The organism is Shewanella sp. P1-14-1 (assembly GCF_001401775.1).
Lineage (GTDB): Bacteria > Pseudomonadota > Gammaproteobacteria > Enterobacterales > Shewanellaceae > Shewanella > Shewanella japonica.
The window spans coordinates 39,919-64,609 of sequence record NZ_LKTL01000013.1 but is presented as its reverse complement, the minus strand read 5'-3'; the positions used below and the strand labels follow the sequence as shown (position 1 = coordinate 64,609).

Genomic DNA, 24,691 nt, shown 5'->3' with positions numbered 1-24,691 from the left:
CCAGTGCATTAGCTTTTTAAAGGTATAAAGTTATGAATTTTCATCAGTATTACCCAGTCGATGTGGTAAATGGACCTGGTACGCGTTGTACCTTATTCGTAGCTGGATGTGAGCACCAATGTCGTGGCTGTTATAACCAATCAACTTGGGACCCACGCTCAGGTAATGAATTTACTCAAGCGATGGAAGATCAAGTGATTGCAGATTTACAAGATACACGGATTAAACGTCGTGGTTTGTCTTTATCTGGTGGTGATCCTTTATTTGCGGATAATTTGCCTGCTATGTTAGCGCTAGTAAAAAGAGTGAAGCGTGAGTGCCCAGATAAAGATATCTGGTTGTGGAGTGGCTACCAATTAGCGGAAATGTCTTTAAAGCAGCAACAAGTACTAGCTTACGTAAATGTGTTAATTGATGGCAAATTTGAGCAAGATCTTGCCGACCCAAGCCTTAAATGGAAAGGTAGCGCTAATCAAGTGGTTCACGATTTGAGTCAGTTGATTGTGCTAAGTTAGTCGGCATATTTAACAACCGGTAATCGTTTCACCGATAATGACATTATTGTCTGTTCTGTCAAATACATAATAAGCAAAGCATTGGTCACTTACGCTGTAAGAAGGGTAATAAACTGCGACAGAGTTACCTGGGATATAGGCAACTCCAATGCTGGTGGGGCCACTGGAGCCTTCAAATAACATGAAGCAAAAATCACTATTGGTAACACATTCTTTATCAGGTTGATTCTGGCCTTCATCTTGTAAGCTCGCATCAAGTAAATACGTCAATGCATCTTGATTATATAACCAAGGATGGCCAAATATGGTTTGGACAAATTCACCTGTTTCTAAATAAAATCCACCTTGGCTGTCAGTAGAGCTTGAACTACTATTTCGATCATTTTTCTCGATCCCTAATATGGCAGACTTGGCAAATACTAATTCATCAAAGCCTTCAAAAGCGCCAGATACACCTTGTATTCCTGATGCGTGAGCTTCATCAGCAACGGATAAAAACCTCGGTGCAGCAATAACAGCAATGATCCCCAATATAATGATGACCACAACCAACTCTATTAAAGTAAAACCTGCATGATGCTGGGTTTGATTAGATAGATTTTGATGTAAATTATTATTGTTATGCATATTAAAGAATATCCCAAAAGGAAAATTGAGTCCGTTAATCACTTGGCCACAGATCCATCAGGCTCAATTAATGATAGTGCATTTAACACCTTATTGAACTTAAAGGTCAATTTAGCTGCAGTAATGCACAAAATTATGCACTGTAACAAGTTTTGAAGTTAGCTTATTCAGCCGCTTTAGGTATATAATTTGCGTTCGAAAAAGTGTTGTTCGATAACAAAACAACTTTTTGCTATCGATAGCATGAAAGAATTTAAGGTAAAGAAATGAATTTAAAACAAGAACTGCAAACATTAAATGATAAAGCAGAGAAGTTTCGTCGTAAGCTTGCTGCCGCTGAAGCTCGTGAAGACAAAGCCGTTATCATGCAGTTTAAGAAAGAAATTGCTACAGTGACTAAACGTATTGCCAGTTTGAAAAATCAGCAGTCTCGTTTATTGAACAAGCAAGGCCAAGATATCAAAGGTTTGAAATTTAGCCGTGAGCTCACCAAAGCTGAACAAGCTGACATGGGTAAATTAAAAAAATCGGTAAAAGGTCTAGTGGTTGTTCATCCTATGACGGCTGTAGGCCGTGAAATGAATATCAAAGTTGTTACTGGTTTTGCTCCTGCAAAATTCTAATCCAGTATTCGAAGTTTTCATGACATAACGTCAGTTCAAGGATGATCAGTCTCAAGGATTGAGCGTTGTCTTAAAGGTTTATCCATGTCGATTAAATATATCGCCACTTCTAAGTTACCTACGCCTTGGGGCGTATTTGCTATGCATGGTTTTGAAGATACAGAAACTGGTAAAGAACATGTGGCGTTAACTTATGGCGAACTTACCTCAACTGAAGCCATGTTAGGCCGCATTCACTCTGAATGCCTGACAGGTGATGCGCTATTTAGTTTACGTTGTGATTGCGGGTTCCAGTTACAAACAGCAATGCAAAATATTGCTGAAAAAGGCCAAGGCTTTATTTTATATTTGCGTCAAGAAGGGCGTGGTATAGGCTTGCTGAATAAAATTCGCGCCTATGAATTACAAGATCAAGGTGCGAATACCGTCGAAGCTAATGAACGTTTAGGTTTTGAAGCTGATATGCGTAAATACGACATGATCGAGCCAATGCTGAAACAAATTGGGGTCAGTAAGGTTAAGTTGATGACTAACAACCCTCGCAAAGTGAAAGCGATGCAAGCCGTTGGCATCGAAGTTGTTGAAAGAGTGCCTTTGCAAGTGGGTAAAAACCGCTACAATGAGGATTACTTGAAAACAAAATCTACTGAGCTGGGTCATATGATGACTGAGCACCATTTTATCGATGATGAGAAATGAGAGTAGATAATCATTCTGGACATCATCGTTAACCCATGGTTTTTACAAAATTGAAATCTACCTGTTCAGACACATCAAGAAGCGTTGAAAAAGCATTTGCAGCGCTTTTTATTGGTTTGTCGGTTTGTGTAACGTGTTATGCCGCTGACTCGAATAACCCAGATGTGAACCATTATGCGTTTGCTAACTACATAGGTAGCGGTATATACCGAGCCTCTGGGCAAAATGCTGCAGTAGTCAATATTCCCTTTGCATTTGATATTGAAGAATCAGAAGACCATGTTTTAACGTTAAGGTTACCTATTTCGTTAGGCTTTTTTGATTATTCTTTCAGCGATCTTCCTGAAGGTGAATTACCTGACAATGTTGGTACCATGACCATTACGCCAGGTATTGAGTATAAATGGTTTTATGATGAGCAACTAACCTTAGAGTCATACCTTGATTTAGGCTATGGCCACAATTTTTCTAATTCCAGTAATGTTGGCATATTCTCAACAGGTATATCGGCTTTATATGAAGTCGCCGAACCCAAGTACACGCCTATTTGGGTAAATCGTGTTTACTACGCTGGCTATAAAAGCAGTATCAACGATAGCTCAGAAAGTTATTCAGTGCTTCAAACTGGTCTAGATTTTGGTGTAGGGCAACATTGGGATTGGGGCGAGTATACCGTTGAACCACGGTTATTTGTTGCGGGCCGCTGGTACTTCAATAAGCTAAAATTTATAACGCCATTAGATGATGATTTACAAACATCAAGTACTTACGAAATCGGTGCGACATTGGCTCTGTCTAAGCCGCTAGGTTGGGGCTGGTTTAGTACAGATAGATTTGGGGTAAGTTACCAAACGGATGGTGAGCTACAAGTCTGGCGTTTAATATTCGAATTTCCGATGTAATGGTGAGTGCTGTGGTGCTTTTTGGGTTACGCTTTTATTGGTGGCGATATTCACAGCGTATCCGCTGTGAATGTAATGCAAATGAGTCATCGTGAACCGTACCGGGCTTATCTGAACGCGATAGTATTAATCATTTTCAACGAACATCACTTCGTACCTTATAGGCCACTTAGCCGCTCCAAGTAAATTTAGCGCCAAATATTGAAAACAGTGCGGTACGTGTTAGGCTCGCTGTTACTTGCCCCAGATGTCTGCATTCACGCCAGCAGTGCTCTTATTAGTGTGTGTCGTGCTTGTTGCGGGTTTATTGTCACTTTTTTCGACATAAGGTTTAGGTGCGGGTAAAGGCAACTTATTCGTTTTAAGCCACAGGTATTCAACTTTATCGCGAGCCCATTGTGTTTTACGTAAAAACTTTAGGCTAGACTTGATACTCGGGTTATCGTTAAAGCAGCGGATATTGATACGGCTGCCTAGTTCTTCCCACCCATACTTATCGACAAGCTCAGTGACGATAGTTTCAAGTTTCATACCATGAAGTGGATTGTTAGCTTGTGTCATGACTCAGAGTTCACTCAGATTAAAATCTTAAAATTAGCCTAATGATACCATTAACTCGATAACTTTACTTAGGCACAAGTGAGGTATATGAGAGTCGAAAGGGAGGTTTTCATTGATTTCATTTAGGTTGTCTTTTGTTGCACTTATAGTTAAGGCATAAAACAAATAATATTAAATGCATAAAACAATGAGATTAAACGCTTAAAACTCAAAATTATTATCAGGTGGAATAGCAAATAACTCTTTCGCGATTGCACGAATTTCTTGAGCCGCTTTTCCTTCAGGGTCAACTTCAAGCACTGAGGCACCACTTTCTTCGCTGTCATCATAGATATTACGGTTAAAGGTAATGGCATCAAGGGCTGTTAAGCCAAATGATTTAACCACGTCTTTAGCTTCTAAAATACGCTTAAATTGTGAGGGTAGAGAAGGGCATTGACTGATAACAATAGTGGCGACCATTTTCGGGTTGACCATTTTACAGGTGCTTAGCATATCTTCCATATGCGGTAAGGTTTTTAAATCGCGGCGTTTAGGTCTTAATGGGATGACAACGTAGGTTGCAACAGACATTGCTGCTCGCATCGCTAGGTTATCTTGGCCGCCACAATCGACAATGACATAATCAAAGCGCTCGCCGAGACTAAGTAAATCATTGCGGATTTTACCGTAAAGCTGAATGCAATTAATGGGTTTCAGTTCGGCTTTGGTATTACGGGCTTGTATCCAATCTGATGTGGTGCGTTGAGGGTCACAATCCACCATTAACACGTTAGCGTTAAATGTCTCTGTTACATAGACGGCTAGGTTTTGTGCTAAACAACTTTTTCCACTACCGCCTTTTTCTCCACCAACGAGTATTATCATAACCTTGCCTTTATTAAGATGATGGTTAACGTCTTCTTTATCTAAGGATAGTTCAATAATTACTTTTTAAATCATCAGTTTTATATTTATTGCGCAATTTTAATCAACACCAATTTAAAGCAATTGCATCGCAATATGATAACTATGTACAGACGCTTGAGTGCATCGACAAACTTGCCCCTTAATGGTGTTTTGCTTGTCAGTTTGATGATTGAAGGTAATTGCGATTAAATCGCCTAATGAGAATGCAGTTTTATAGTCGATGAGGATGCCTTTTCGGGCTAAATCGATACATACACCAAAGTCTTCATGTGACTGACCATTTGCATCAATCCAATGCAGTAAAATACGCTCTGCTTCCATGTCGACGCGTAAAGATTGACGTTTTTCTTCAAATCCAGTGTGTTCGTTAGACATGAGATTGCAACTCCGTTTTATGTTTGCTCTGTGTTATTCAGTTTGTAGCTAATTCATACTAATCAACATCGACAAAAAAAGCGATAAGTTAGTCACTTATCGCTTTTAAGGTTACGCTTTATCTCGTGTCATTCTAATGATCTAAATCTTTATTTTTGGGGTAAGGTAACTTCAACTGTCCCCAACGTATGACAATAACGGTACAAGCAAGAACAATGGTTGATACTGAGATTGCCAATATTCGCCAGTCATCCATGCCTTTCATATCAAGAATCAAGTAACGAGCTAGAGCAACAATCGCAATATAAATTGGCATTCGAATAGGTAACTTACCTGACTCGAGGTAGTTAACGACCATGGCTAATACTTCAAGATAGATAAATAACAGCAGTAAGTCAGCTAGTTCTACAGTTCTTATCTCGAACATGTGCATGATTTCTTCGCCGATAGCAAATACCGTGGCGACAGAAATAATGAACAAAACGACATGTTCGACACTTTTCAAACTTTTGATGCCGATTTGGCGAAGGATAGGGAGCGGCATAATAATGGATATCTCTTATTAGAATCTAATTGATAATTCAGTATATTCTGCTAGGCGAGACTTTGCTCAGTGATCCAGATCATAAAAGGTAAATTTATCTGAAGTTGTCGATACAATTGCGGCAAATTACAGGCATAAAAAAACCGCCAATAACGGATGTTAGGCGGTTTTTAAAAAAGGGATAACGACTAGCGTTTTAGGCCTTCATTTAATAAAGGACGCATAATTTTAACAAGTTCAGAAGTCACTTTTGGTGAACCTGCAACAACGTTGCCTGAAGCTAAGTAATTATGGTTACCGGTAAAGTCAGTAACAGTACCGCCTGACTCACGACAAATTAAGTCGCCAGCTGCGATGTCCCATGGCTTTAGACCAATTTCAAAGAAGCCATCTAAACGACCAGCAGCAACATACGCAAGGTCTAGTGCTGCAGAACCCGCACGGCGGATATCAGCACATACAGGGAATACTTCACCTAGGATGTTCATGTAAGTTTCGGTGTGTTGACGAGACTTGAACGGGAAACCTGTACCAATAACAGTATTAGTTAGTTCATTAACGCCAGTTACGCGTAAACGGAATTCGTTTAATTTAGCACCTTGGCCACGAACTGCAGAGAATAATTCTTCACGAACAGGATCATAAATAACGGCAACTTCAATTTTGCCTTTATATTGAACTGCGATAGATACTGCAAAATGTGGGATACCACGAACGAAGTTGTTGGTACCATCCAAAGGATCGACTATCCATACATAATCTTTATTAGTGCCGCGATTTTCACCGGCCTCTTCACCAACAATCGTATGATCTGGGTAAGATTTACGAATCTGGTATGTAATGGTAGCTTCTGCTTCCTTGTCTACACTTGTTACAAAGTCATTTAGACCTTTTGAATCAACTTCAACTTTGTCGAGTTCAGTATAGGCGCGCATAATAGTTTGGCCCGCAGCGCGTGCAGCGCGCGTGGCAATAGTCAGCATCGGATGCATAGCAATCCCCTGGATGTTAAAGAACGAATAAATCAGCCGCGCAATTATACGCATTTTAGCAGGTTTATCAAATGCAGATTTTCATATAAGGAATTATTTGCAGCTTGTGTTACTATCCGCAAAGTGTTTTTTTGAATGAAAAAGTAGTTTGATGTTAAGTAATATTCGCGTTGTTTTAGTTGGGACCTCTCATCCCGGAAATATCGGCTCTACCGCAAGAGCCATGAAAACCATGGGCTTATCTAACTTATATTTAGCCGAGCCACGAGTTCAACCTGATGGTCAGTCAATTGCACTTGCTGCAGGTGCAGCTGACTTGATAAAAGATATCACCATTGTTGACTCGTTAACTGAGGCGATTAAAGACTGTAGCTTGGTTATTGCGACCAGTGCACGTAGTCGAACCCTTGATTGGCCAATGCTTGTCCCAAAAGAAGCTGGTGAAAAATTAGCATTGGAAAGTGCTAAAGGGCCAGTAGCCATCGTATTTGGTCGTGAGAACCATGGTCTGAGCAATGAAGAACTGCAAGAGTGTACTTATCATGTGTCTATTCCTGCTAATCCTGAGTACAGTTCATTAAACTTGGCTCAAGCCGTACAAATTATTTGTTACGAAACCCGTATGGCGCATTTAGCATTAGATGAGCAAGAAACGATTGAAGAAGAATATCCACTTTCTGAGGATCTACAGCGCTTTTATGTTCATTTAGAGTCTACCCTGACGAAAACAAATTTTATTATCAAAAATCATCCTGGCCAAATCATGACTAAATTAAAGCGTTTATTCAGTCGTGCTCGAATTGAAACCGCTGAGATGAATATTTTACGTGGCATTTTGACTTCTATCGATAAAAAAATGCCACAAGAAAAAAGCAAAGACGATAAAGCTTCATAAGCCATTGTTAACTTAAATTTGACGTACAACTGAGTGGTAAAAGAAGGACTGTAACATGGGCGTGATAGCGCGATTAAAGGAAGATATCGAATCTATTTATCACCGCGATCCTGCGGCGAACAGTAGTTTTGAAATTTTAGTAAACTATCCTGGCATGCATGCGATATGGATCCATCGCATTAGTAATAAGCTATGGAATGCAAAGTGGCATTTATTGGCACGATGTTTATCGACCTTTTCGCGTTGGTTAACTGGCGTTGAAATACATCCTGGTGCAACCATAGGAAGACGCTTTTTTATCGATCATGGCATGGGTGTTGTGATTGGAGAAACGGCAGAAATTGGCGATGATTGCACTTTATATCATGGTGTCACCTTAGGTGGGACAACTTGGCAAGCGGGTAAACGTCACCCAACATTAGAGAACAATGTGGTTATTGGTGCAGGGGCACAAATACTGGGTCCAATTACTATGCACGACGGCGCAAGGGTTGGTTCAAACTCAGTTGTTGTTAAAGATGTGGCCAAAGATACCACCGTGGTGGGGATCCCTGGTCGGGTTGTTGCGTCGCCTTCGGCACAGTCAAAAGAGCAAACAGAGCGTCGCAGTGCGATGGCGAAGAAGTATGGGTTTGATGCCTATGCGGTATCACCAGATAACCCAGATCCTGTAGCGAGTGCAATTGGCCAAATGCTTGATCATATGCATTTGATGGACTCAAAAGTGCAAGAAATCTGTCAAGCGGTGCAAACCATGGGCGGTGAAGTTTGCACTGAAAAATTGCCGGAGTTGAATGTTGATGACTTTACAGAAGCAGAACAAGAAGCGGCTGAAAAACGTAAACAAGAGATAGACAAATTTGACCCAATTATCTAGGTCATTTTTTGAATTATCTGGCAATTTATTTTTGTTTGTTTATTCTTTTTGAAGCTTGAAAACGATAAAGCCGATCCCCATATTTTGGGTATCGGCTTTATTATTTGAGCAGATAAATAAGATCAATGTAAATTTTTATGACACAGCGCCGTTTTATCACATTATCGCCTAATAAATGAGTAACTGGCATTGAATCTTGCACTATAAAAAGGTTAAATAGCCGTGCAAATTTTTAGACCTAAAATTGTTAGACGCGAACGAGAGGAAATACTTGAGTAATTTAGTGGGTTAAATACTTGACTAAAATACTCAGGTATGATGAAATTGCCCTATAGTTTATGGGAGCAAAATACGTTATGAAACTGACATCAAAAGGTCGCTACGCAGTGACAGCTATGCTGGACGTTGCTATTCACTCAGCCACCGGGCCAGTTCCCTTAGCGGATATTTCTGAAAGGCAGGGAATATCGCTTTCCTACCTTGAGCAACTCTTCGCTAAACTTCGTAAACATGGTCTCGTATCTAGTGTTCGTGGTCCAGGTGGCGGTTATCGCCTAGGGCAAGAAGCGAATGATATCTCTGTTGGCATGGTCGTGCATGCTGTAGACGAGTCAGTTGATGCAACTCGTTGTCAGGGAAAAGGGAATTGCCAAAGTGGCTCCCGCTGTCTCACTCACTCTTTGTGGGGAGATTTAAGTAAACAGATTTCAGAATTTTTAGATGGCATTACCCTTGCTGGATTAATGGATAAACGCGATGTGCAATTTATCTCACTAAAGCAAGACGAAATGCAGAATGAGCATAGAGTTACTTTGTAATTTTGTGTTGATGTATCGATAACAATTATATGTACGTTGTAAGTGGTCGCACAGATGACCGCTCAGTACGGAGTGTATGATGAAGCTTCCTATCTATTTAGATTATGCCGCAACAACCCCTGTCGACAAACGTGTTGCCGACAAAATGGTTCAATTTATGACAATGGACGGTGTGTTTGGTAACCCAGCATCTCGTTCTCACCGTTATGGTTGGCAAGCCGAAGAAGCAGTTGATATTGCTCGTAACCAAGTAGCTGATTTAATCAATGCTGATCACCGTGAAATCGTTTTCACTTCTGGTGCGACTGAATCAAGCAACCTAGCAATCAAAGGTATTGCACATTTCTATAATAAGAAAGGCAAGCACATCATCACCAGTAAGACAGAGCATAAAGCAACACTTGATGCTTGTCGTCAACTTGAGCGTGAAGGTTTTGAAGTTACGTATTTAGAGCCAAGTGACAATGGAATTATCCCAATGTCTGTGCTTGAAGGTGCAATGCGTGACGACACTATTTTAGTGAGCATCATGCACGTGAACAACGAAATTGGTGTCATTCAAGACATCAATGCGATTGGTGAACTATGTCGCTCTAAAGGTATTTTCTTCCATATGGATGCTGCGCAAAGTGCAGGTAAATTACCGATTGATGTTAAAACAGTTAAAGTTGATCTGATTTCTATTTCTGGCCATAAAATGTATGGACCTAAAGGTATCGGTGCACTTTACGTACGCCGTAAACCACGTATTCGTTTAGAGTCTCAAATGCATGGCGGTGGTCATGAACGTGGTATGCGAAGTGGTACATTAGCAACTCACCAAATTGTTGGTTTAGGTGAAGCCGCTGCTATCGCTAAGCAAGATATGATTGAAGATAATGCGCGCATTTTGCGTCTACGTGACAAGTTATGGAATGGCATTAAACATATCGAAGAAACTTATATTAATGGCGATATGGAACAGCGCTACAGCGGCATCTTTAATGTGAGCTTCAACTTTGTTGAAGGTGAATCATTAATGATGGCCCTTAAAGATTTAGCCGTATCGTCTGGTTCAGCTTGTACTTCTGCAAGTTTGGAGCCTAGCTATGTACTACGTGCATTAGGCTTAAATGATGAAATGGCGCACAGCTCAATTCGTTTCTCAATTGGTCGCTTTACGACTGATGAAGAAATCGAGCATGCAATTAAAGTAATTGATGATTCTATCGGTAAGTTACGTGAAATGTCTCCACTTTGGGAGATGTTTAAAGATGGTATCGATCTGGACCAAGTTCAGTGGGCACATCACTAATACATTATTATCGATAGCGATAAACGGAGCAGAATTGTTATGGCTTACAGCGAAAAAGTAATCGAACATTATGAAAATCCACGTAACGTTGGTTCATTTGATAAAAATGACCCTTCAGTGGTAACAGGTATGGTTGGTGCACCAGCATGTGGTGACGTGATGAAGCTTCAACTTAAAATTGGCGAAAACGGCATCATTGAAGACGCTAAATTCAAAACTTATGGTTGTGGTAGTGCAATCGCGTCAAGTTCGCTCGTAACTGAGTGGGTTAAAGGCAAAAGTGTTGATGAAGCAGCAACAATTAAGAATGCTGATATCGCAGAAGAGCTTGCTTTACCTCCTGTTAAAATCCATTGCTCTATTTTAGCGGAAGACGCTATTAAAGCAGCATTAGATGAGTACAAATCAAAGCAAGACAAGTAATACCGGAGTTAAGATGGCAATTACAATGACCCCAGCTGCGGCTGAACGAGTGAAATCTTTCCTAGTTAATCGAGGAAAAGGCTTGGGTTTACGCCTAGGGTTAAGAACATCTGGCTGTTCTGGTATGGCTTATGTGCTTGAGTTTGTTGATGAAGCAAACGACGATGATGAGATTTACGAAATAGAAGGCGTTAATATCATCATCGATGCCAAGAGTTTTATTTATTTACAAGGCATTGAATTAGACTTTGTTAAAGAAGGCCTGAACGAAGGTTTCCAATTTAACAACCCTAATGCCAAAGGTGAATGTGGTTGTGGTGAAAGCTTTACTGTGTAATCTAATACACATAAAGCTTTACTGTCATTTACCCAAAAAGAGCATGATATCTGCCAATGAATTACTTTGAATTATTTCAAATAACACCTTCCTTTGATATCGACACCGCCAACCTTGCAGAGCGCTATCGCGAGCTGCAAAGGGCGGTTCATCCTGATAAATTTGCCAGCGAGTCTGAACAACAAAAACTGTTATCAGTGCAACGCACTGCGCAAGTTAACGACGGATACCAAACGCTTAAAAACCCATTAAAGCGCGCTGAACATATGTTAAGTCTTCGTGGTGTTGATATTAGCCATGAAACTACAACAGTGAAAGATACTGCTTTCTTAATGCAGCAAATGGAATGGCGTGAAGCGTTAGAAGATATTAAAGATAGCCAGCAAGCTGATGACTTAATCGAAGATTTATATCAATCATTTGCTGACTACGAGAAAACCCTATCGCAATCCCTTGCCCAATTATTAGCCACTAATGCAGAAAATGATGATTTATCTGCAGCTGATCAGATCAGAAAGCTGAAATTTATGGCAAAATTGCAGGATGAATTAGCAAGAGTTGAAGATTCATTGCTAGATTAACGCTGAGCTCTGTCAATTACAGAGCTTTTTGCTATCTACAATTAATGGTTCTTTTTCCCTCAAAATAACTGGATTAATATGGCCCTTTTTCAAATTGCAGAGCCCGGCCAAAGCGCCGCACCTCACCAGCACAGACTTGCAGTTGGCATCGATTTAGGTACAACTAACTCTTTGGTTGCAGCTGTTAGAAGTGGTGAAGCGTCAACCTTGCCAGATAATGACAATCAACACTCACTTCCTTCTGTGGTTCATTACGGCTCTGATAGTGTCGAAACGGGTTACGCGGCACAAGTTAAGTCTGCACAAGATCCTAAAAATACCATTGTCTCAGTCAAACGTTTTATGGGGCGCAGCTTAAAAGACATTCAGTCTGCAGAGCAAAACTTGCCATATGATTTTACCGCAAGTGAAAACGGGCTACCTGTATTTAACACGGCGCAAGGCGCAGTGAATCCAGTCCAAGTTTCAGCTGAAATTTTAAAGCCGTTAATCTCAAGAGCCGAAAAAACCCTTGGCGGTGACTTAGAAGGTGTTGTCATTACAGTACCTGCTTATTTCGATGACGCGCAGCGTCAAGGCACTAAAGATGCAGCAGAGCTTCTGGGAGTTAAAGTTTTACGTTTATTAAATGAACCCACGGCTGCTGCTATTGCTTACGGTTTAGACACTAAACAAGAAGGCGTTATTGCCATCTATGATTTAGGTGGGGGAACCTTCGATATTTCTATTCTTCGTTTGAATAGAGGTGTGTTTGAAGTATTAGCTACTGGCGGCGACTCAGCGCTTGGCGGTGATGACTTTGATCATCTGTTGCGTAATCACTTACAAAGCGCAATGGGGTTGACTGAATTAACTGCTTCATTAAATAGACAGTTATTGATTGAATCTAGACGAGTCAAAGAGCAGCTAACTAATGATGAAACCAGCACGGCGAGTATTACGTTAGAAAACGGTGATGTATTAACTGCTGATGTTTCTAAAGCTGAATTTGAAGGGCTTATCGGTTCACTTGTTAAGAAAACGATTGCCAGTTGCCGTAGAACATTACGTGACGCTGAAGTCACCACTGATGAAATCATTGAAACGGTTATGGTTGGTGGTTCTACTCGTGTACCTTTAGTACGTGAACAAGTCGAACGTTTCTTTGGTAAAACGCCATTAACATCAATTGATCCCGATCGTGTTGTGGCTATTGGTGCAGCGATTCAAGCTGACATTTTAGTGGGCAATAAACCTGAATCAGATTTATTATTGCTTGATGTTATTCCACTGTCGTTAGGCATTGAGACTATGGGGGGACTGATTGAGAAAGTCGTAACCCGTAATACCACTATCCCTGTTGCACGAGCTCAAGAGTTTACCACATTTAAAGATGGCCAAACTGCCATGGCTTTCCATGTGGTCCAAGGTGAACGTGAGTTAGTGGATGACTGTCGTTCATTAGCACGTTTCACTTTAAATGGTATTCCTGCACTAGCGGCAGGTGCTGCGCACATTCGTGTCACATTCCAAGTCGATGCTGATGGTTTACTGAGTGTCACAGCGATGGAAAAGTCAACGGAAGTTAAGTCAACGATTCAAGTAAAACCTTCATTTGGTTTATCTGATACTGAAATAGCGACTATGCTGAAAGATTCAATGAAGCATGCTAAAGATGACATCACGCGCAGAATGCTGGCAGAACAACAAGTTGAAGCTTCAAGAGTGGTTGAAACTTTATCTGCTGCATTAGCAAAAGACGCAGATTTACTTAATACCGAAGAACAAGCACAAATTCATGCTGCCATTGAACAGTTACAAATAACCGCTCAAGGTGATGATACCGATGCTATTGAAAAAGCGATTGAAGCACTAGATGAACAAACCCAAGAGTTTGCTTCACGTCGTATGGATAATTCTATTCGAGCAGCACTGAAAGGTCAGTCTGTCGATAATATATAGGTGATAAAATGCCGCAGTTAGTTTTTTTACCCCATGAAGAGCTGTGCCCAGACGGTGCTGTGTTAGAAGCTGAAGTAGGTGAAACTATTTTAGATGTTGCACTTAAAAACGGTATCCATATTGAACATGCTTGCGAAAAGTCATGTGCATGTACTACATGTCACTGTATTGTTCGTGAAGGCTTTGATGAGCTTGAAGAAAGTGATGAGCTAGAAGACGATATGCTTGATAAAGCATGGGGGTTAGAGCCAGAAAGCCGTTTATCTTGCCAGGCTAAAGTTGTTGACTGTGATATGGTGATTGATATCCCTAAGTACACCATTAATATGGTAAGTGAAGGGTAATCCTCAGTCGGCTACAGTGATTCATTATAGTTAATAATAAATCAACTAAGGAAGTCATAATGCTTCCTGTTAAAACCATAAAGCAATGACATGTGTCGTTGCTTTTTTTTTGTGACTAATGCTTATGCGTTGCTTTTTGAGATTCGCTTGACGAACAGGGCATCAAGATTATCGTTGGTGCTAAATCTTATATGTTAGAGTTTTTGCATCATAAATTGTATGATGCAAAATAGTCTATCAACCTCTGTTTTTTTCAATGGAAAATATGAATGTCAGCACCAGATTTACGCCCTAAACAAAAACGTAGCCAAGTCACGCATGACAAGTTTTTACAGTCTTTGCAACGGGCATTGAAGGTCAAGTACTTTGAACACATCAGCATAAAGGAACTGGCTGAAGGGGCAGGGGTTTCGGTTGGAACGTTTTATCGTCGCTTTGAAAATAAAGAGGCGCTATTGCCATTGTTATATGATGATTTTGGCCAGGAGCTTGGCAACTTTATCACAGAGCTCGAATGCCACGACTGTGATGGGTTAGAACAACAAGTAACACATCTTTGTCAGGCAACATTCCACTTTTTAGATGAAAGAAAAAGCGTTTTTAGAACGATACACCTTAACGCTAGGCTTCACCCTAATACCATTTTCACTAATCCTTCATTAGATAGAAATGAGGCTTACCAGCGCCTATCACAATTGCTACTTAATTTTATGGCGTCGGATGGCAAGGCGACCAAAGTGCAACAAAAAGCCGCTGATATGGTCATTTTTATGCTGATAAACAGTCTGCTTGATAAAATATTATATCCTTCTCTTACTCCTGCGATTGCTTGTTCAATGCCCAAAGATGAATTTGTTAAAGCTCTTGGGGTCATGCTGGGGAGCTATTTACAGTCTCAATTACACTTTGGTTGAGCAAAGTTGGTTAAACAAAGCTGTTAGCCTAGCTACTCACTGCAACCTTTGAGTTATAGTCGTGGCTTTAATTAGCTTTGTTTATGGCTAAATTGGCTTGAGGCTTATCACAATTTCTGTATTACCTAGGTCACAAGGTTACATTTTGATTATGTGACGCTATTAACCCTATGCATGTTGGCGTAAATTTCGTATAATCCGCGCGAATTTAAAACCCGTATATTTAAGAAGGAAGCTTTTCATGGCTATCGAACGTACTTTTTCTATCATTAAGCCTGATGCTGTTGCAAAAAACCACATTGGCGCTATCTACAACCGTTTTGAAACTGCTGGCCTGAAAATCATTGCTGCTAAAATGGTTCACTTAAGCAAAGAGCAAGCTGAAGGCTTCTACGCTGAGCACAGCGAACGTCCTTTCTTTGGTGCTTTAGTTGCATTCATGACTTCTGGCCCAATCATGGTTCAAACGCTTGAAGGCGAAAATGCTGTTCTAGCTCACCGTGAAATTTTAGGTGCTACTAACCCAGCTGAAGCTGCTGAAGGAACTATCCGTGCTGATTTCGCTGAAAGCATCGATGAGAACGCTGCTCACGGCTCTGATTCTGTAGCATCTGCTGAGCGTGAAGTTGCTTACTTCTTCAGTGCTGAAGAGTTATGTGCACGCACTCGTTAATTCTTAATTGAATGACGCTAAAAGGAGCCTTATGGCTCCTTTTTTGTTGTGCAATGTTGACGAAGACTTATTTTACTTAAATCAAATAGTATCCAATGTCAGTTTAAGAGGAAGCAAGCAATCCCATTGCTGCATTATCTTATCTGGCTGCTTTAATTTCTCTTTTCATCACAACCTTGTTACTTTTTGCATAGTTATTCTTGTTTAATTCACTTTATATGCAGCTATTCTTTGGCTGTTTATCAAACACACACTGATTTTTCATATTCTTTGCTTTTAATATGCCTAAAAATGCACATTTTTATAATTTACTCGTCAAATTGTGTACGAATAAATAAATATTTTTAAAATTTAATTTGTTACTTAAGTTAATTATTTGTTAAATATTGTCTCATTAATGTTTATTTATTTTCTATATTTTAAATTAGATTTAACCTTTTTGATCAAATTGTGCTCACAATTAATGTTCGGTGTTACCTTTGTTTAACAAATATATCATGCTGGTGTTACATATGGTGCGTTATTTTATTTAAGTGTATGATAAATAATGATTTAACATATTTATAACAGGTGTTAAGTTTTTAGTGTAACCATTCTAATTTCAAACGTTATTAATTTGTAATAGATGTTGACTAATGTGATTTTATTTAACAATAATGCTCTCGGTTAATTAAATGTTTAACCTAAAAAATAAAAAATATAACGTTATGACTTTATATATGACATAGCGAAGGGAGTATTATAATGAGTTCAGTATCTTTAACAGCTAAGGCTATTCGCCGTGGCTTATTGACAATTGCAGCAACGACTGTAGCAACAGGTTCTGTTTTTTCAGCTAGTGTAATGGCTGAAGAAGCACAAGCAGAAAAAGTAGAAAGAATTGCAGTAACCGGTTCACGTATTAAACGTACCGATATGGAAACTGCTAGCCCAGTAAGTGTTATTGATGCTTCATCTATTATCGCATCTGGCGCTACATCTATTGATGACGTTTTACAAAAAATGACCGCATCTGGCGGCGCGATGACTAACGCTGCTGTAAACAATGGTTCAGGTGGTAACGCTCGTGTAAACCTACGTGGTCTTGGTTCAAACCGTACTCTTGTTTTAGTTAACGGTCGTCGTATGATTGCATCTGGTACTGGTGCAGCATCTTCAGTTGATTTAAACACCATTCCAGTTTCAATGATCCAACGTGTTGAAGTACTTAAAGACGGCGCATCTGCTGTATATGGTACAGATGCTATTGCTGGTGTTGTAAACGTTATCTTAAAACGTGACTTTGATGGTTTAGAGCTAAACGTACAAACAGGTATTTCTGGTGAAGGCGATGCAGATGAAACTAGCCTTGATTTCACTATGGGTAACACATTCGATAAAGGTAATGTTGTTATTAACGCTCAGTACACTAAGCGTGGCGATGCAAGCCAAGCAGACCGTGATTTCTCTGATTGTCCTATCGCTGAAGGTGCTGACGGCCTATATTGTGCAGGTAGTTCATACTCTGAAGGTGGTCATATTTGGGGTGCTAATGGCGCAGATTTAAGTGGTCGTGGTGGTGAATATCATGAGTTCACTGATGCAGATCGTTATAACTACTCAGCTTCTAGTTTCTTATCTACGCCAATGGAGCGTTTAAACTTAAGCATGGCTGGTACTTACGAGCTTTCTGATAACGTTATGTTCTTCTCTGAAGCTATGTACTCTAAGCGTTGGTCAGATCAACAGATGGCACCTCAACCAATTTGGAACAGTGAATCTTGGGAATACCAACCAATTTCTGCTGGTGGTTGGATGACAGATGAACTGCTTCCATGGGTAGAAGATGGCGAGCTTGTTGATTATGGTCGTCGTATGGTTGAGTCTGGTTCTCGTGACTTCTCTCAAGTTGTTGATACTATTCGTTTAGTTGTTGGATTAGAAGGTGAGTTCGACAATGGTTGGACTTGGGATGCATCTTACAACAAAGGTAAGAACGACTCAGTTGATACTTTAGCTAACTTACATAACATTGGTTCAATTAATGATGCTGTTCAAGCTCAAGAATTTGATCCTTTCTTACAATCTTCTTGGATGGGTGACAGTATTGCTCCATTCGTATACACAGAAGTGAACGCTGGTGGTAGTGAGTTAGATATCGCAGCACTTTCTCTTGCTGGTGACATTGTAGATCTTCCTGCTGGTACTATGGGCTTTGCTGCTGGTTATGAGTTCCGTAAAGAGTCTGCTTATTTCACTCCTGATTCATTAACTGCGCAAGGTCTTGCAAATGACCCACGTGTAGAAGCAACTTCTGGCTCATTTGATGTAAATGAAGCATACGTAGAGCTTGCTATTCCACTTATCAGTGATGTTCCTTTACTTGAGCAAGTTGACTTAAGTGCAGCTATTCGTTACTTCGATTACAGCACATTTGGTGATGATACGACTTGGAAATTGGGCTTAACTTGGCGTGTATTTGATGACTTGATGATCCGTGGTGGTCAATCAACAGCATTCCGTGCACCTACAGTATCTGAGTTATTTGGTGGTAAGTCTCCATCATTCGACCAAATTGTTCACCCTGCAACAGATCAAACTCAAGCTGAAGTAACAGTTGGTGGTAATCCAGATCTAACACCAGAAGAAGCTGATATCACGACGATTGGTTTGGTTTACTCTCCAAGCTTCGTTGAAGGGTTATCTTTAACTGTTGATTACTACGATATCGGTATTACAAATACTATTACTTCAGTAGATTCGAACTACATTGCTAATCAGTGTTTAGATGCAAACGGTAACAAGATCAATGAAGGTACTGCATTATGTCAGTCTTCAAACATTGAAATTGACAACACTGGTCGTATTAGTTTTGATAATGGTTTACAAAATATCGGTGAAACAAATACATCTGGTTTCGATATTAACTTAGCTTACACCTTCGAAGGCTTAGGTTTAGATTGGAAAGCAGGTCTTGATACTTCTATCTTAGATACTTACGAAGAGTATGATCAAGATGGAAATGTAATTGACTATAAAGGTTACATCACAGGTGGTGTAGGTGCATACGCAGAGTTAAAGACTAACTTTAACTTAACTGCTGCTGGTGATGACTGGTCTGCTACTTATGAAGCTCGTTACATTGACGGAATGGATTCATTCGCTTGTAAAGATGATCCAAGTGACTGTTACGCGCCTTCAGTTGACTCAATCGTTTATCACGACATTTCTGCATCTTACGATATTAACGAAACTGTTAGATTGTCAGGTGGTGTGAATAACGTATTAGATGAGCAACCTCCATACTACTCTGGTAACAACGATTCAAATACCGATCCGTACACTTATGATGTATTAGGTCGTTACTTCTTCGTTCGTGCTAGCGTGAAGTTCTAAATCACAAAATTTACCTTGTAAGTTAAGGTTAAATGTTAAAAATCTCGGCCAATTGGCCGAGATTTTTTTTTGTTTCGCTCTTAAAAAGTGCACAAAATTTACCATGTTATTGAACGTTAACGAAAAGCAACCTTACATTTTCAATGGTTACTAGTTGTAACCGCTTTGAGCTGTTTGGCTGTAAAACAGTTGTTTTAATGTAACTTCTTGTAATATATGGTTTTGTGCTGGTTACCTTTTGATACTATTTGCTAATATGTATTAATTTGTATCCCGCTCGTTAAATGGCTGTGTCTCTTGTTGAAGCTTTTGGGTTGTTTTAACAGTATCAATGTGAGGTCTTAACTTCGCTATAACTAAATAAAACAATAAAAAGTCAATACGTTATGAGATTTAACGTTCAGGGAGATTTACATGAGTTCATTAACGCTAACAGCTAAGGCGATTCGTCGCAGTATTCTAGCTGCAACAGCAGCATCGTTGGCTTTTTCAGGTATCGCTTTTGCTGAAGAAGCTGAAAAAGTAGAAAGAATAGAAGTGACAGGTTCACGTATTAAGCAAGTGGATATGGAAACATCTTCACCTGTAACAGTCTTAAGTGCTGCTGATATTGCACTGACTGGTGAAAAAACAGTTGCTGATGTACTTAACAACTCATCTATCAACGCATTTGGTTCATGGCGTGGTACGTCTGGTTATGGCTCTGGTGCAAGTGCAACTAGCTCAATTAACATGCGTGGCCTTGGCTCACAAGCTACCTTGGTATTATTAGATGGTCGTCGTATGCCTGGAACGAGTTCTAGCTCTGGTTCTACTGCTGATACATCACAAATTCCAATCGCTATTGTAGAACGTATCGAGATTTTACGTGATGGTGCGTCAGCTGTTTACGGCTCGGATGCGGTTGCTGGTGTAATTAACATCATTACGAAAAAAGAGTTTGAAGGTGTTCAATTAGATTACAGCATGGAAATGCCAGATGTTGAAGGTGGGGATGCAACTCGATTCTCAATTGCAACTGGTTACAATACGGATAAAGGTAATATCACTTTTACCTATGAGTATTACGATACTAAAGCTGTGATGGATCGCGATATCTGGAACATGGATGATGATTCTTATGGTGATTATAGCTCATTCAGTTCAGTTCCAAACGGCTATTACAATACTGGTAGAGTCGATGAGGATGGTGAAGACATTTATGAGTTCTATTCAAACTCAGAAATGTGTGATGACACCGAAAATGTCGTAAATGGTACTGATGGTAATAACAACGGTCGCTGTTATTACAGTTATGGCGAAGTAACAAAGTTATTTGGTGACATGACGCGTAACTCGTTTATGACCAACTTTAGTTATGATATTACCGATGATATTCAATTTCGTGGTCGTGGTTCTGCATCATTAAGTGAAACCAACACTCGTTATGCCGGAACACCAGTTTCTACCAACTACCCAGTCATGTCTGCGGACAATGTCTATAACCCAACGGGTGAAGACATGACACTTTACATGCGTTCAGTTCAAATAGGTGAGCGTGATACGTTAACTGAAACAAATAACTACGACATGTTAGGTGGCTTTGTTGGTTTTGCTGACATTGGTAATGGTATCGATTGGGAGATTAATGCCCAATACTCAGGTTCTACAACTAATTCATTTAACTACAACTTGATTAATGATGACATTATTCAAAGTGAAATTGACACTGGTAACTACGATATCTTTAACACCAGTGGCATGAGCTATGATGAATGGGATCAAACCATGACTGCTCTTTATAGTGCAGCAAATCATACTGGTGTTTACCAAGGTAAGTTCGATAGCACTCAAATTGATGGCCTTGCTTCTACAACGTTTATTGATAGCGACAACTTTACACTGGCTATGTTAGTGGGTGCAGAGTACGAAATGATCAACTTCAAGCAAACATCAGATCCTGAGTCTGCTGCGGGTATCATTTCTGGTGGTTCGGGTGGTGATGATGTCGATGCAGAGCGTGATCGTACAGCTGCATACACTGAGATCCAAATGGGCTTACCTGCCAACGTTGATGTATCGTTAGCAGTACGTTATGAACGTTATGAGCAAGAAGGCTCGCTAACGGGTGCTACGGGTGTTGTGACTAATTCATCTACTTTTGACGCCGTCGTACCTAAAATTGGTGTTAGCTGGCGTCCTGTGGATAGCTTATTAGTCCGTGCAAGTTATGGTGATTCATTCCGTGCTCCTAATATGGGCGAAATGTTCTCATCTCAATCTCTAAGTTTTGAAACTGCTTATGACTCAGTATGGTGTGAAGCTAACAACGGTTCTGATGAAAACTATTGTGCAACGGGTAATCAACATAAAACATGGTTTGGTGGTAACCCTGACTTAGAAGCTGAAGAAGGTAACTCTCTTACTTTAGGTGCTGTTTGGAATGTAACTGATGCTTGGAGTCTTGAGCTTTCTTACTACGACATTACTTACGATAACAAGATTGAAGCGGTTAGCGCTACAGATGTCATTCGTGACGAAAAGCTTAATGGTAGCTCAGACTTTGTGACTCGTGGGGCAGACGGTAAAATTGAATACATAGAAAGTGGTTACATTAATATGTCTTCGGTTGCTACCAGTGGTTTAGATTTTGCTACCTCATATAATTTAGAAACCGGTTTCGGTGACTTTAACTTCAAAGTTGATATGACACACGTATTAGAATTTGAAGAGCAAGCGAATGAAGAGTCTATTGCGATCGATTTAGCAGGTATTCAAGATTATCCACAATGGCGTGGTAATTTAGCTGCTGCATGGTACTACAATGACTTTAATGCAGCGTGGACTACTGTGTATATTGGTAGCCAATCTGGTCAATACTGGCGTGATCTAGGCTATGACTATGTCACAGATACACCGGATTACTTTAAGCATAATATCCAGTTTGGTTACACCCATGATTGGAACGGTACGATTACAGTAGGTATTAACAACGTATTTGATGAAGAAGCACCAACTTGGTACGACTTCTCAGGTTACCGCGATGTCAATACTGACTTGTATGATGTTCTAGGTCGTACTTACTACCTACGTATTAATCAAAAATTCTAAAGTGAATTTACGCTAAAAAAAACCTCCGCTAGTCGGAGGTTTTTTTATATCTCAAAAGCGATACGATTAAAATCGAGCAGTATTAAGATGATGGGGAAGGTGACTTTATGAATCACTGTATACGCGAGTGACTCTCGATATTTAAGTGACACTTTATATTTTAATGGCTTAGTCGCAACTCTTGTCGATGTTCATTACGGTGTTTTTCTGCACAGCAAGCACATCGCTGCTCGGTGGGGTCTGCTGCTAGTCGCTCAGGTTCAATATCGGATTCGCAATCTGAACATAAGCCATACAAACCTAACTCTAATTGACATAATGCAGCATCTAGGCGTGTTAATTGACCAAATAGCGGAGTGTCAGTTAAATTCTGCTGACTCATTAATTCAATAAGCTCGGTTAAGCTCATATTAAAGTGGCTTTGTGAGGCACTTTGCACATGACCTTTTTGATTTAATTGATGCACTAACTCATATTTAAGCTGCGCTTCTCTTTGCATTAATGATTGCTGTATTTCTTGAATACTCACAAAATGACCTAATTACTTAATCGCTTATCTGGGTATTTAGTCTAACGTCATCGGCCAGTATTGTTATGATGGAGATCAATTCAAAGCTTCATTTAAGCAAACAAATATTAAGTTTCGTTAATATTAATACGTACTAATGAAGCTTTTTTATGAAATTAACGATTTTGTTGTTCGTAGGTTTTTTCTAGTATGGCGACAATTTCATCTGTGGTTTTTAATACACGTAGGTCTCTAAATAACGCATCTGCTTCTGGGTATTGTTTATTAAGGTAGGTAAACCACTGCTTAACTCTTGCAGGGTAATAGTCTGACTTCTTACCAATTAATTGTTTTTGGGTGTAACGTAGCAACAAACTTAACGTTTGAGCCCAAGTATAAGGTGCTTGCTCGCCTTTAATTGCTGCAGCCAAGTTTGGTAATGACATTGCTCCGCGCCCTAGCATGATGTTGTCACAGCCAGTGACATCCATGCATCTTATTGCATCTTCACGACTCCAAATTTCACCATTGGCAATAACTGGAATAGGTAATCGTTTACGCACTTCAGTAATGTACTCCCAATAAGCTGGTGGCTTATAGCCATCAACTTTACTTCTGGCATGAATTGCAATTTCACTGGCACCAGCTTCGTAAACAGCTAACGCATTTTCCATAAAGAGTGACTTGTCTTCAAAACCTAAACGGATTTTAGCTGTAACAGGTTGCTCATTCGGTACAGCGTCACGCATGGCTTTAACAATATCGTGGATGGTATCAGGGTATTGCAATAATACTGCGCCGCCTTTACTTCGATTAACCATTTTTGCAGGACAACCGAAATTAGCATCGACACCTTGTGAGCCAAGTTCAACTGCTCTGTGTGCATTTTCAGCCATGACACTTGGGTGTTGGCCTAACAGTTGAATACGTACCGGCGTACCAGAGGCGGTTAAGCCGCCATTGCGCAGTTCAGGACATAATTTGTAATAGACTTTTTCTGGAAGTAATTGGCTGACAACCCTAACGAACTCAGTCACCACCAAGTCATATGGATTAATTTCAGACAATATTTCTCGCATCAAATCATCAATGACGCCTTCCATAGGGGCTAATACTACGCGCACGGTTCAACCTGTAATCAGTAAAAGGAGCGCTATTCTAGCGACTTTGATTTGTTATACAAATTCATTTATAAATCATCAAAAAGTAGCTGGGTACATGATTACTTAATTTTAATGATAAATATCAGCTAGATAAATCCTATTTTTACACTATGCTTACAACTATAAATTATTCTCTAGCAAGAAATTTTGAAAATAATTATGATTTAGATCAAATTATGTGAAATAAAAGTAAACGTGATTAGGTCTATTAAATTGTAAGCCAGCACTGTTAGTTGTTGGTCACCATTATAAAGTTTGAATATAAGGAAGATTATTATGAACTCAGTAAAGCAAACTACAGTAGCAATGGCGTTAGGTGCAGTGGTATTAACAGCAGGTGTTTCTACTCAAGTCGAAGCTAACCCATTTGGCTTCGAACAAATGAATGCCGGCTACCAACTTGATGGTGGCGAAGAAAAAGCCAAAGAAGGTAAGTGTGGCGAAGGTAAATGCGGCGGCGACATGAAAGCCAAAGAAGGCAAGTGTGGCGAAGGTAAATGCGGCGGCGATATGAAAGCCAAAGAAGGCAAGTGTGGCGAAGGTAAATGCGGCGGCGACATGAAAGCCAAAGAAGGCAAGTGTGGCGAAGGTAAATGCGGCGGCGACATGAAAGCCAAAGAAGGTAAGTGTGGTGAAGGTAAATGCGGCGGCGACAAAAAAGCCAAAGAAGGCAAATGCGGTGAAGGCAAATGTGGTGGTGCTAAGTAATTC

The 24,691-nt window shown here is 40.0% G+C and carries 26 protein-coding genes; 18 read left to right on the top strand and 8 right to left on the bottom strand.

What is annotated here, in order from left to right:
- Nucleotides 1-32: 32 nt before the first annotated feature.
- Entirely contained in the window at nucleotides 33-515 is a 483-nt protein-coding gene (gene nrdG / locus AN944_RS11075; protein WP_055024681.1) for an anaerobic ribonucleoside-triphosphate reductase-activating protein, read from the top strand.
- Between the two features lie 9 nt (nucleotides 516-524).
- Here the strand turns inward: nrdG and AN944_RS22025 are convergent, their stop codons facing one another.
- Nucleotides 525-1,142 carry a prepilin-type N-terminal cleavage/methylation domain-containing protein gene (locus tag AN944_RS22025; RefSeq protein WP_055024680.1) on the bottom strand — a complete coding sequence of 206 codons (618 nt, stop codon included), beginning with the start codon at nucleotides 1,140-1,142 and terminating at the stop codon, nucleotides 525-527.
- Between the two features lie 266 nt (nucleotides 1,143-1,408).
- Between AN944_RS22025 and AN944_RS11065 the strand changes: the two genes are divergently transcribed.
- The 3 genes from AN944_RS11065 to AN944_RS11055 all read left to right on the top strand — a co-directional run bounded on the left by AN944_RS11065 (nucleotide 1,409) and on the right by AN944_RS11055 (nucleotide 3,366).
- A complete protein-coding gene (locus AN944_RS11065) occupies nucleotides 1,409-1,765 on the top strand; it encodes a YibL family ribosome-associated protein (RefSeq protein ID WP_055024679.1) in 357 nt (118 codons plus the stop codon).
- An 84-nt stretch (nucleotides 1,766-1,849) separates the two neighbouring features.
- Nucleotides 1,850-2,464 carry a GTP cyclohydrolase II gene (ribA, locus tag AN944_RS11060; RefSeq protein WP_055024678.1) on the top strand — a complete coding sequence of 205 codons (615 nt, stop codon included), beginning with the start codon at nucleotides 1,850-1,852 and terminating at the stop codon, nucleotides 2,462-2,464.
- A gap of 50 nt (nucleotides 2,465-2,514) precedes the next feature.
- Entirely contained in the window at nucleotides 2,515-3,366 is an 852-nt protein-coding gene (locus AN944_RS11055; protein WP_082419991.1) for a hypothetical protein, read from the top strand.
- Between the two features lie 234 nt (nucleotides 3,367-3,600).
- Here the strand turns inward: AN944_RS11055 and AN944_RS11050 are convergent, their stop codons facing one another.
- The 5 genes from AN944_RS11050 to suhB all read right to left on the bottom strand — a co-directional run bounded on the left by AN944_RS11050 (nucleotide 3,601) and on the right by suhB (nucleotide 6,747).
- The gene (locus AN944_RS11050; protein WP_055024676.1) at nucleotides 3,601-3,927 is read right to left on the bottom strand and encodes a VF530 family DNA-binding protein; all 327 of its coding nucleotides are present in this window, start codon (nucleotides 3,925-3,927) and stop codon (nucleotides 3,601-3,603) included.
- Nucleotides 3,928-4,128: 201 nt separating this feature from the next.
- Nucleotides 4,129-4,794: an AAA family ATPase gene (locus AN944_RS11045; protein WP_055024675.1), complete on the bottom strand. Its 666-nt coding sequence runs from the start codon at nucleotides 4,792-4,794 to the stop codon at nucleotides 4,129-4,131.
- Nucleotides 4,795-4,908: 114 nt separating this feature from the next.
- A complete protein-coding gene (locus AN944_RS11040; protein WP_055024674.1) occupies nucleotides 4,909-5,211 on the bottom strand; it encodes a PilZ domain-containing protein in 303 nt (100 codons plus the stop codon).
- Nucleotides 5,212-5,344: 133 nt separating this feature from the next.
- Nucleotides 5,345-5,755 carry a phosphate-starvation-inducible protein PsiE gene (locus tag AN944_RS11035; RefSeq protein WP_055024673.1) on the bottom strand — a complete coding sequence of 137 codons (411 nt, stop codon included), beginning with the start codon at nucleotides 5,753-5,755 and terminating at the stop codon, nucleotides 5,345-5,347.
- A 188-nt stretch (nucleotides 5,756-5,943) separates the two neighbouring features.
- Nucleotides 5,944-6,747, bottom strand: coding sequence for an inositol-1-monophosphatase (suhB, locus tag AN944_RS11030; protein WP_055024672.1), 804 nt, complete (start codon nucleotides 6,745-6,747; stop codon nucleotides 5,944-5,946).
- 151 nt (nucleotides 6,748-6,898) lie between these two features.
- Between suhB and trmJ the strand changes: the two genes are divergently transcribed.
- From trmJ to AN944_RS10965, 13 genes are all read left to right on the top strand, one after another.
- Complete coding sequence (gene trmJ / locus AN944_RS11025; RefSeq protein ID WP_055024671.1) at nucleotides 6,899-7,642, top strand: tRNA (cytosine(32)/uridine(32)-2'-O)-methyltransferase TrmJ; 744 nt, start codon at nucleotides 6,899-6,901, stop codon at nucleotides 7,640-7,642.
- A gap of 55 nt (nucleotides 7,643-7,697) precedes the next feature.
- Complete coding sequence (gene cysE / locus AN944_RS11020) at nucleotides 7,698-8,519, top strand: serine O-acetyltransferase (protein ID WP_055024670.1); 822 nt, start codon at nucleotides 7,698-7,700, stop codon at nucleotides 8,517-8,519.
- Nucleotides 8,520-8,875: 356 nt separating this feature from the next.
- On the top strand, nucleotides 8,876-9,337 hold the full coding sequence (iscR, locus tag AN944_RS11015; RefSeq protein WP_055024669.1) for a Fe-S cluster assembly transcriptional regulator IscR: 462 nt from the start codon (nucleotides 8,876-8,878) through the stop codon (nucleotides 9,335-9,337).
- Nucleotides 9,338-9,416: 79 nt separating this feature from the next.
- Nucleotides 9,417-10,631 carry an IscS subfamily cysteine desulfurase gene (locus AN944_RS11010; protein ID WP_055024668.1) on the top strand — a complete coding sequence of 405 codons (1,215 nt, stop codon included), beginning with the start codon at nucleotides 9,417-9,419 and terminating at the stop codon, nucleotides 10,629-10,631.
- Between the two features lie 39 nt (nucleotides 10,632-10,670).
- Nucleotides 10,671-11,054, top strand: coding sequence for a Fe-S cluster assembly scaffold IscU (gene iscU, locus AN944_RS11005; RefSeq protein WP_055024667.1), 384 nt, complete (start codon nucleotides 10,671-10,673; stop codon nucleotides 11,052-11,054).
- A gap of 13 nt (nucleotides 11,055-11,067) precedes the next feature.
- Nucleotides 11,068-11,391: an iron-sulfur cluster assembly protein IscA gene (iscA, locus tag AN944_RS11000; RefSeq protein WP_055024666.1), complete on the top strand. Its 324-nt coding sequence runs from the start codon at nucleotides 11,068-11,070 to the stop codon at nucleotides 11,389-11,391.
- 56 nt (nucleotides 11,392-11,447) lie between these two features.
- Nucleotides 11,448-11,972: a co-chaperone HscB gene (hscB, locus tag AN944_RS10995; RefSeq protein ID WP_055024665.1), complete on the top strand. Its 525-nt coding sequence runs from the start codon at nucleotides 11,448-11,450 to the stop codon at nucleotides 11,970-11,972.
- 78 nt (nucleotides 11,973-12,050) lie between these two features.
- Nucleotides 12,051-13,913 (top strand): Fe-S protein assembly chaperone HscA, encoded by a 1,863-nt coding sequence (gene hscA, locus AN944_RS10990; RefSeq protein WP_055024664.1) that lies wholly within the window; start codon nucleotides 12,051-12,053, stop codon nucleotides 13,911-13,913.
- Between the two features lie 8 nt (nucleotides 13,914-13,921).
- Nucleotides 13,922-14,257: an ISC system 2Fe-2S type ferredoxin gene (fdx, locus tag AN944_RS10985; RefSeq protein ID WP_055024663.1), complete on the top strand. Its 336-nt coding sequence runs from the start codon at nucleotides 13,922-13,924 to the stop codon at nucleotides 14,255-14,257.
- 269 nt (nucleotides 14,258-14,526) lie between these two features.
- Entirely contained in the window at nucleotides 14,527-15,171 is a 645-nt protein-coding gene (locus AN944_RS10980; protein WP_055024662.1) for a TetR/AcrR family transcriptional regulator, read from the top strand.
- A gap of 241 nt (nucleotides 15,172-15,412) precedes the next feature.
- Nucleotides 15,413-15,844: a nucleoside-diphosphate kinase gene (gene ndk, locus AN944_RS10975; RefSeq protein WP_055024661.1), complete on the top strand. Its 432-nt coding sequence runs from the start codon at nucleotides 15,413-15,415 to the stop codon at nucleotides 15,842-15,844.
- 744 nt (nucleotides 15,845-16,588) lie between these two features.
- Entirely contained in the window at nucleotides 16,589-19,219 is a 2,631-nt protein-coding gene (locus AN944_RS10970; RefSeq protein ID WP_055024660.1) for a TonB-dependent siderophore receptor, read from the top strand.
- Between the two features lie 414 nt (nucleotides 19,220-19,633).
- Nucleotides 19,634-22,309 carry a TonB-dependent receptor gene (locus AN944_RS10965; RefSeq protein WP_055024659.1) on the top strand — a complete coding sequence of 892 codons (2,676 nt, stop codon included), beginning with the start codon at nucleotides 19,634-19,636 and terminating at the stop codon, nucleotides 22,307-22,309.
- A gap of 160 nt (nucleotides 22,310-22,469) precedes the next feature.
- Here the strand turns inward: AN944_RS10965 and AN944_RS10960 are convergent, their stop codons facing one another.
- Nucleotides 22,470-22,838: a TraR/DksA C4-type zinc finger protein gene (locus AN944_RS10960; RefSeq protein WP_055024658.1), complete on the bottom strand. Its 369-nt coding sequence runs from the start codon at nucleotides 22,836-22,838 to the stop codon at nucleotides 22,470-22,472.
- Nucleotides 22,839-22,993: 155 nt separating this feature from the next.
- A complete protein-coding gene (locus AN944_RS10955; protein WP_055024657.1) occupies nucleotides 22,994-23,941 on the bottom strand; it encodes a tRNA-dihydrouridine synthase in 948 nt (315 codons plus the stop codon).
- Between the two features lie 315 nt (nucleotides 23,942-24,256).
- Between AN944_RS10955 and AN944_RS10950 the strand changes: the two genes are divergently transcribed.
- The gene (locus AN944_RS10950; protein ID WP_055024656.1) at nucleotides 24,257-24,688 is read left to right on the top strand and encodes a hypothetical protein; all 432 of its coding nucleotides are present in this window, start codon (nucleotides 24,257-24,259) and stop codon (nucleotides 24,686-24,688) included.
- Nucleotides 24,689-24,691 lie beyond the last annotated feature (3 nt).

Coding starts and splice junctions, on each gene's coding strand:
- nrdG (WP_055024681.1), top strand. CDS start 33: ATGAATTTTCATCAGTATTACCCAGTCGATGTGGTAAATGGACCTGGT.
- AN944_RS22025 (WP_055024680.1), bottom strand. CDS start 1,142: ATGCATAACAATAATAATTTACATCAAAATCTATCTAATCAAACCCAG.
- AN944_RS11065 (WP_055024679.1), top strand. CDS start 1,409: ATGAATTTAAAACAAGAACTGCAAACATTAAATGATAAAGCAGAGAAG.
- ribA (WP_055024678.1), top strand. CDS start 1,850: ATGTCGATTAAATATATCGCCACTTCTAAGTTACCTACGCCTTGGGGC.
- AN944_RS11050 (WP_055024676.1), bottom strand. CDS start 3,927: ATGACACAAGCTAACAATCCACTTCATGGTATGAAACTTGAAACTATC.
- AN944_RS11045 (WP_055024675.1), bottom strand. CDS start 4,794: ATGATAATACTCGTTGGTGGAGAAAAAGGCGGTAGTGGAAAAAGTTGT.
- AN944_RS11040 (WP_055024674.1), bottom strand. CDS start 5,211: ATGTCTAACGAACACACTGGATTTGAAGAAAAACGTCAATCTTTACGC.
- AN944_RS11035 (WP_055024673.1), bottom strand. CDS start 5,755: ATGCCGCTCCCTATCCTTCGCCAAATCGGCATCAAAAGTTTGAAAAGT.
- suhB (WP_055024672.1), bottom strand. CDS start 6,747: ATGCATCCGATGCTGACTATTGCCACGCGCGCTGCACGCGCTGCGGGC.
- trmJ (WP_055024671.1), top strand. CDS start 6,899: ATGTTAAGTAATATTCGCGTTGTTTTAGTTGGGACCTCTCATCCCGGA.
- cysE (WP_055024670.1), top strand. CDS start 7,698: ATGGGCGTGATAGCGCGATTAAAGGAAGATATCGAATCTATTTATCAC.
- iscR (WP_055024669.1), top strand. CDS start 8,876: ATGAAACTGACATCAAAAGGTCGCTACGCAGTGACAGCTATGCTGGAC.
- AN944_RS11010 (WP_055024668.1), top strand. CDS start 9,417: ATGAAGCTTCCTATCTATTTAGATTATGCCGCAACAACCCCTGTCGAC.
- iscU (WP_055024667.1), top strand. CDS start 10,671: ATGGCTTACAGCGAAAAAGTAATCGAACATTATGAAAATCCACGTAAC.
- iscA (WP_055024666.1), top strand. CDS start 11,068: ATGGCAATTACAATGACCCCAGCTGCGGCTGAACGAGTGAAATCTTTC.
- hscB (WP_055024665.1), top strand. CDS start 11,448: ATGAATTACTTTGAATTATTTCAAATAACACCTTCCTTTGATATCGAC.
- hscA (WP_055024664.1), top strand. CDS start 12,051: ATGGCCCTTTTTCAAATTGCAGAGCCCGGCCAAAGCGCCGCACCTCAC.
- fdx (WP_055024663.1), top strand. CDS start 13,922: ATGCCGCAGTTAGTTTTTTTACCCCATGAAGAGCTGTGCCCAGACGGT.
- AN944_RS10980 (WP_055024662.1), top strand. CDS start 14,527: ATGTCAGCACCAGATTTACGCCCTAAACAAAAACGTAGCCAAGTCACG.
- ndk (WP_055024661.1), top strand. CDS start 15,413: ATGGCTATCGAACGTACTTTTTCTATCATTAAGCCTGATGCTGTTGCA.
- AN944_RS10970 (WP_055024660.1), top strand. CDS start 16,589: ATGAGTTCAGTATCTTTAACAGCTAAGGCTATTCGCCGTGGCTTATTG.
- AN944_RS10965 (WP_055024659.1), top strand. CDS start 19,634: ATGAGTTCATTAACGCTAACAGCTAAGGCGATTCGTCGCAGTATTCTA.
- AN944_RS10950 (WP_055024656.1), top strand. CDS start 24,257: ATGAACTCAGTAAAGCAAACTACAGTAGCAATGGCGTTAGGTGCAGTG.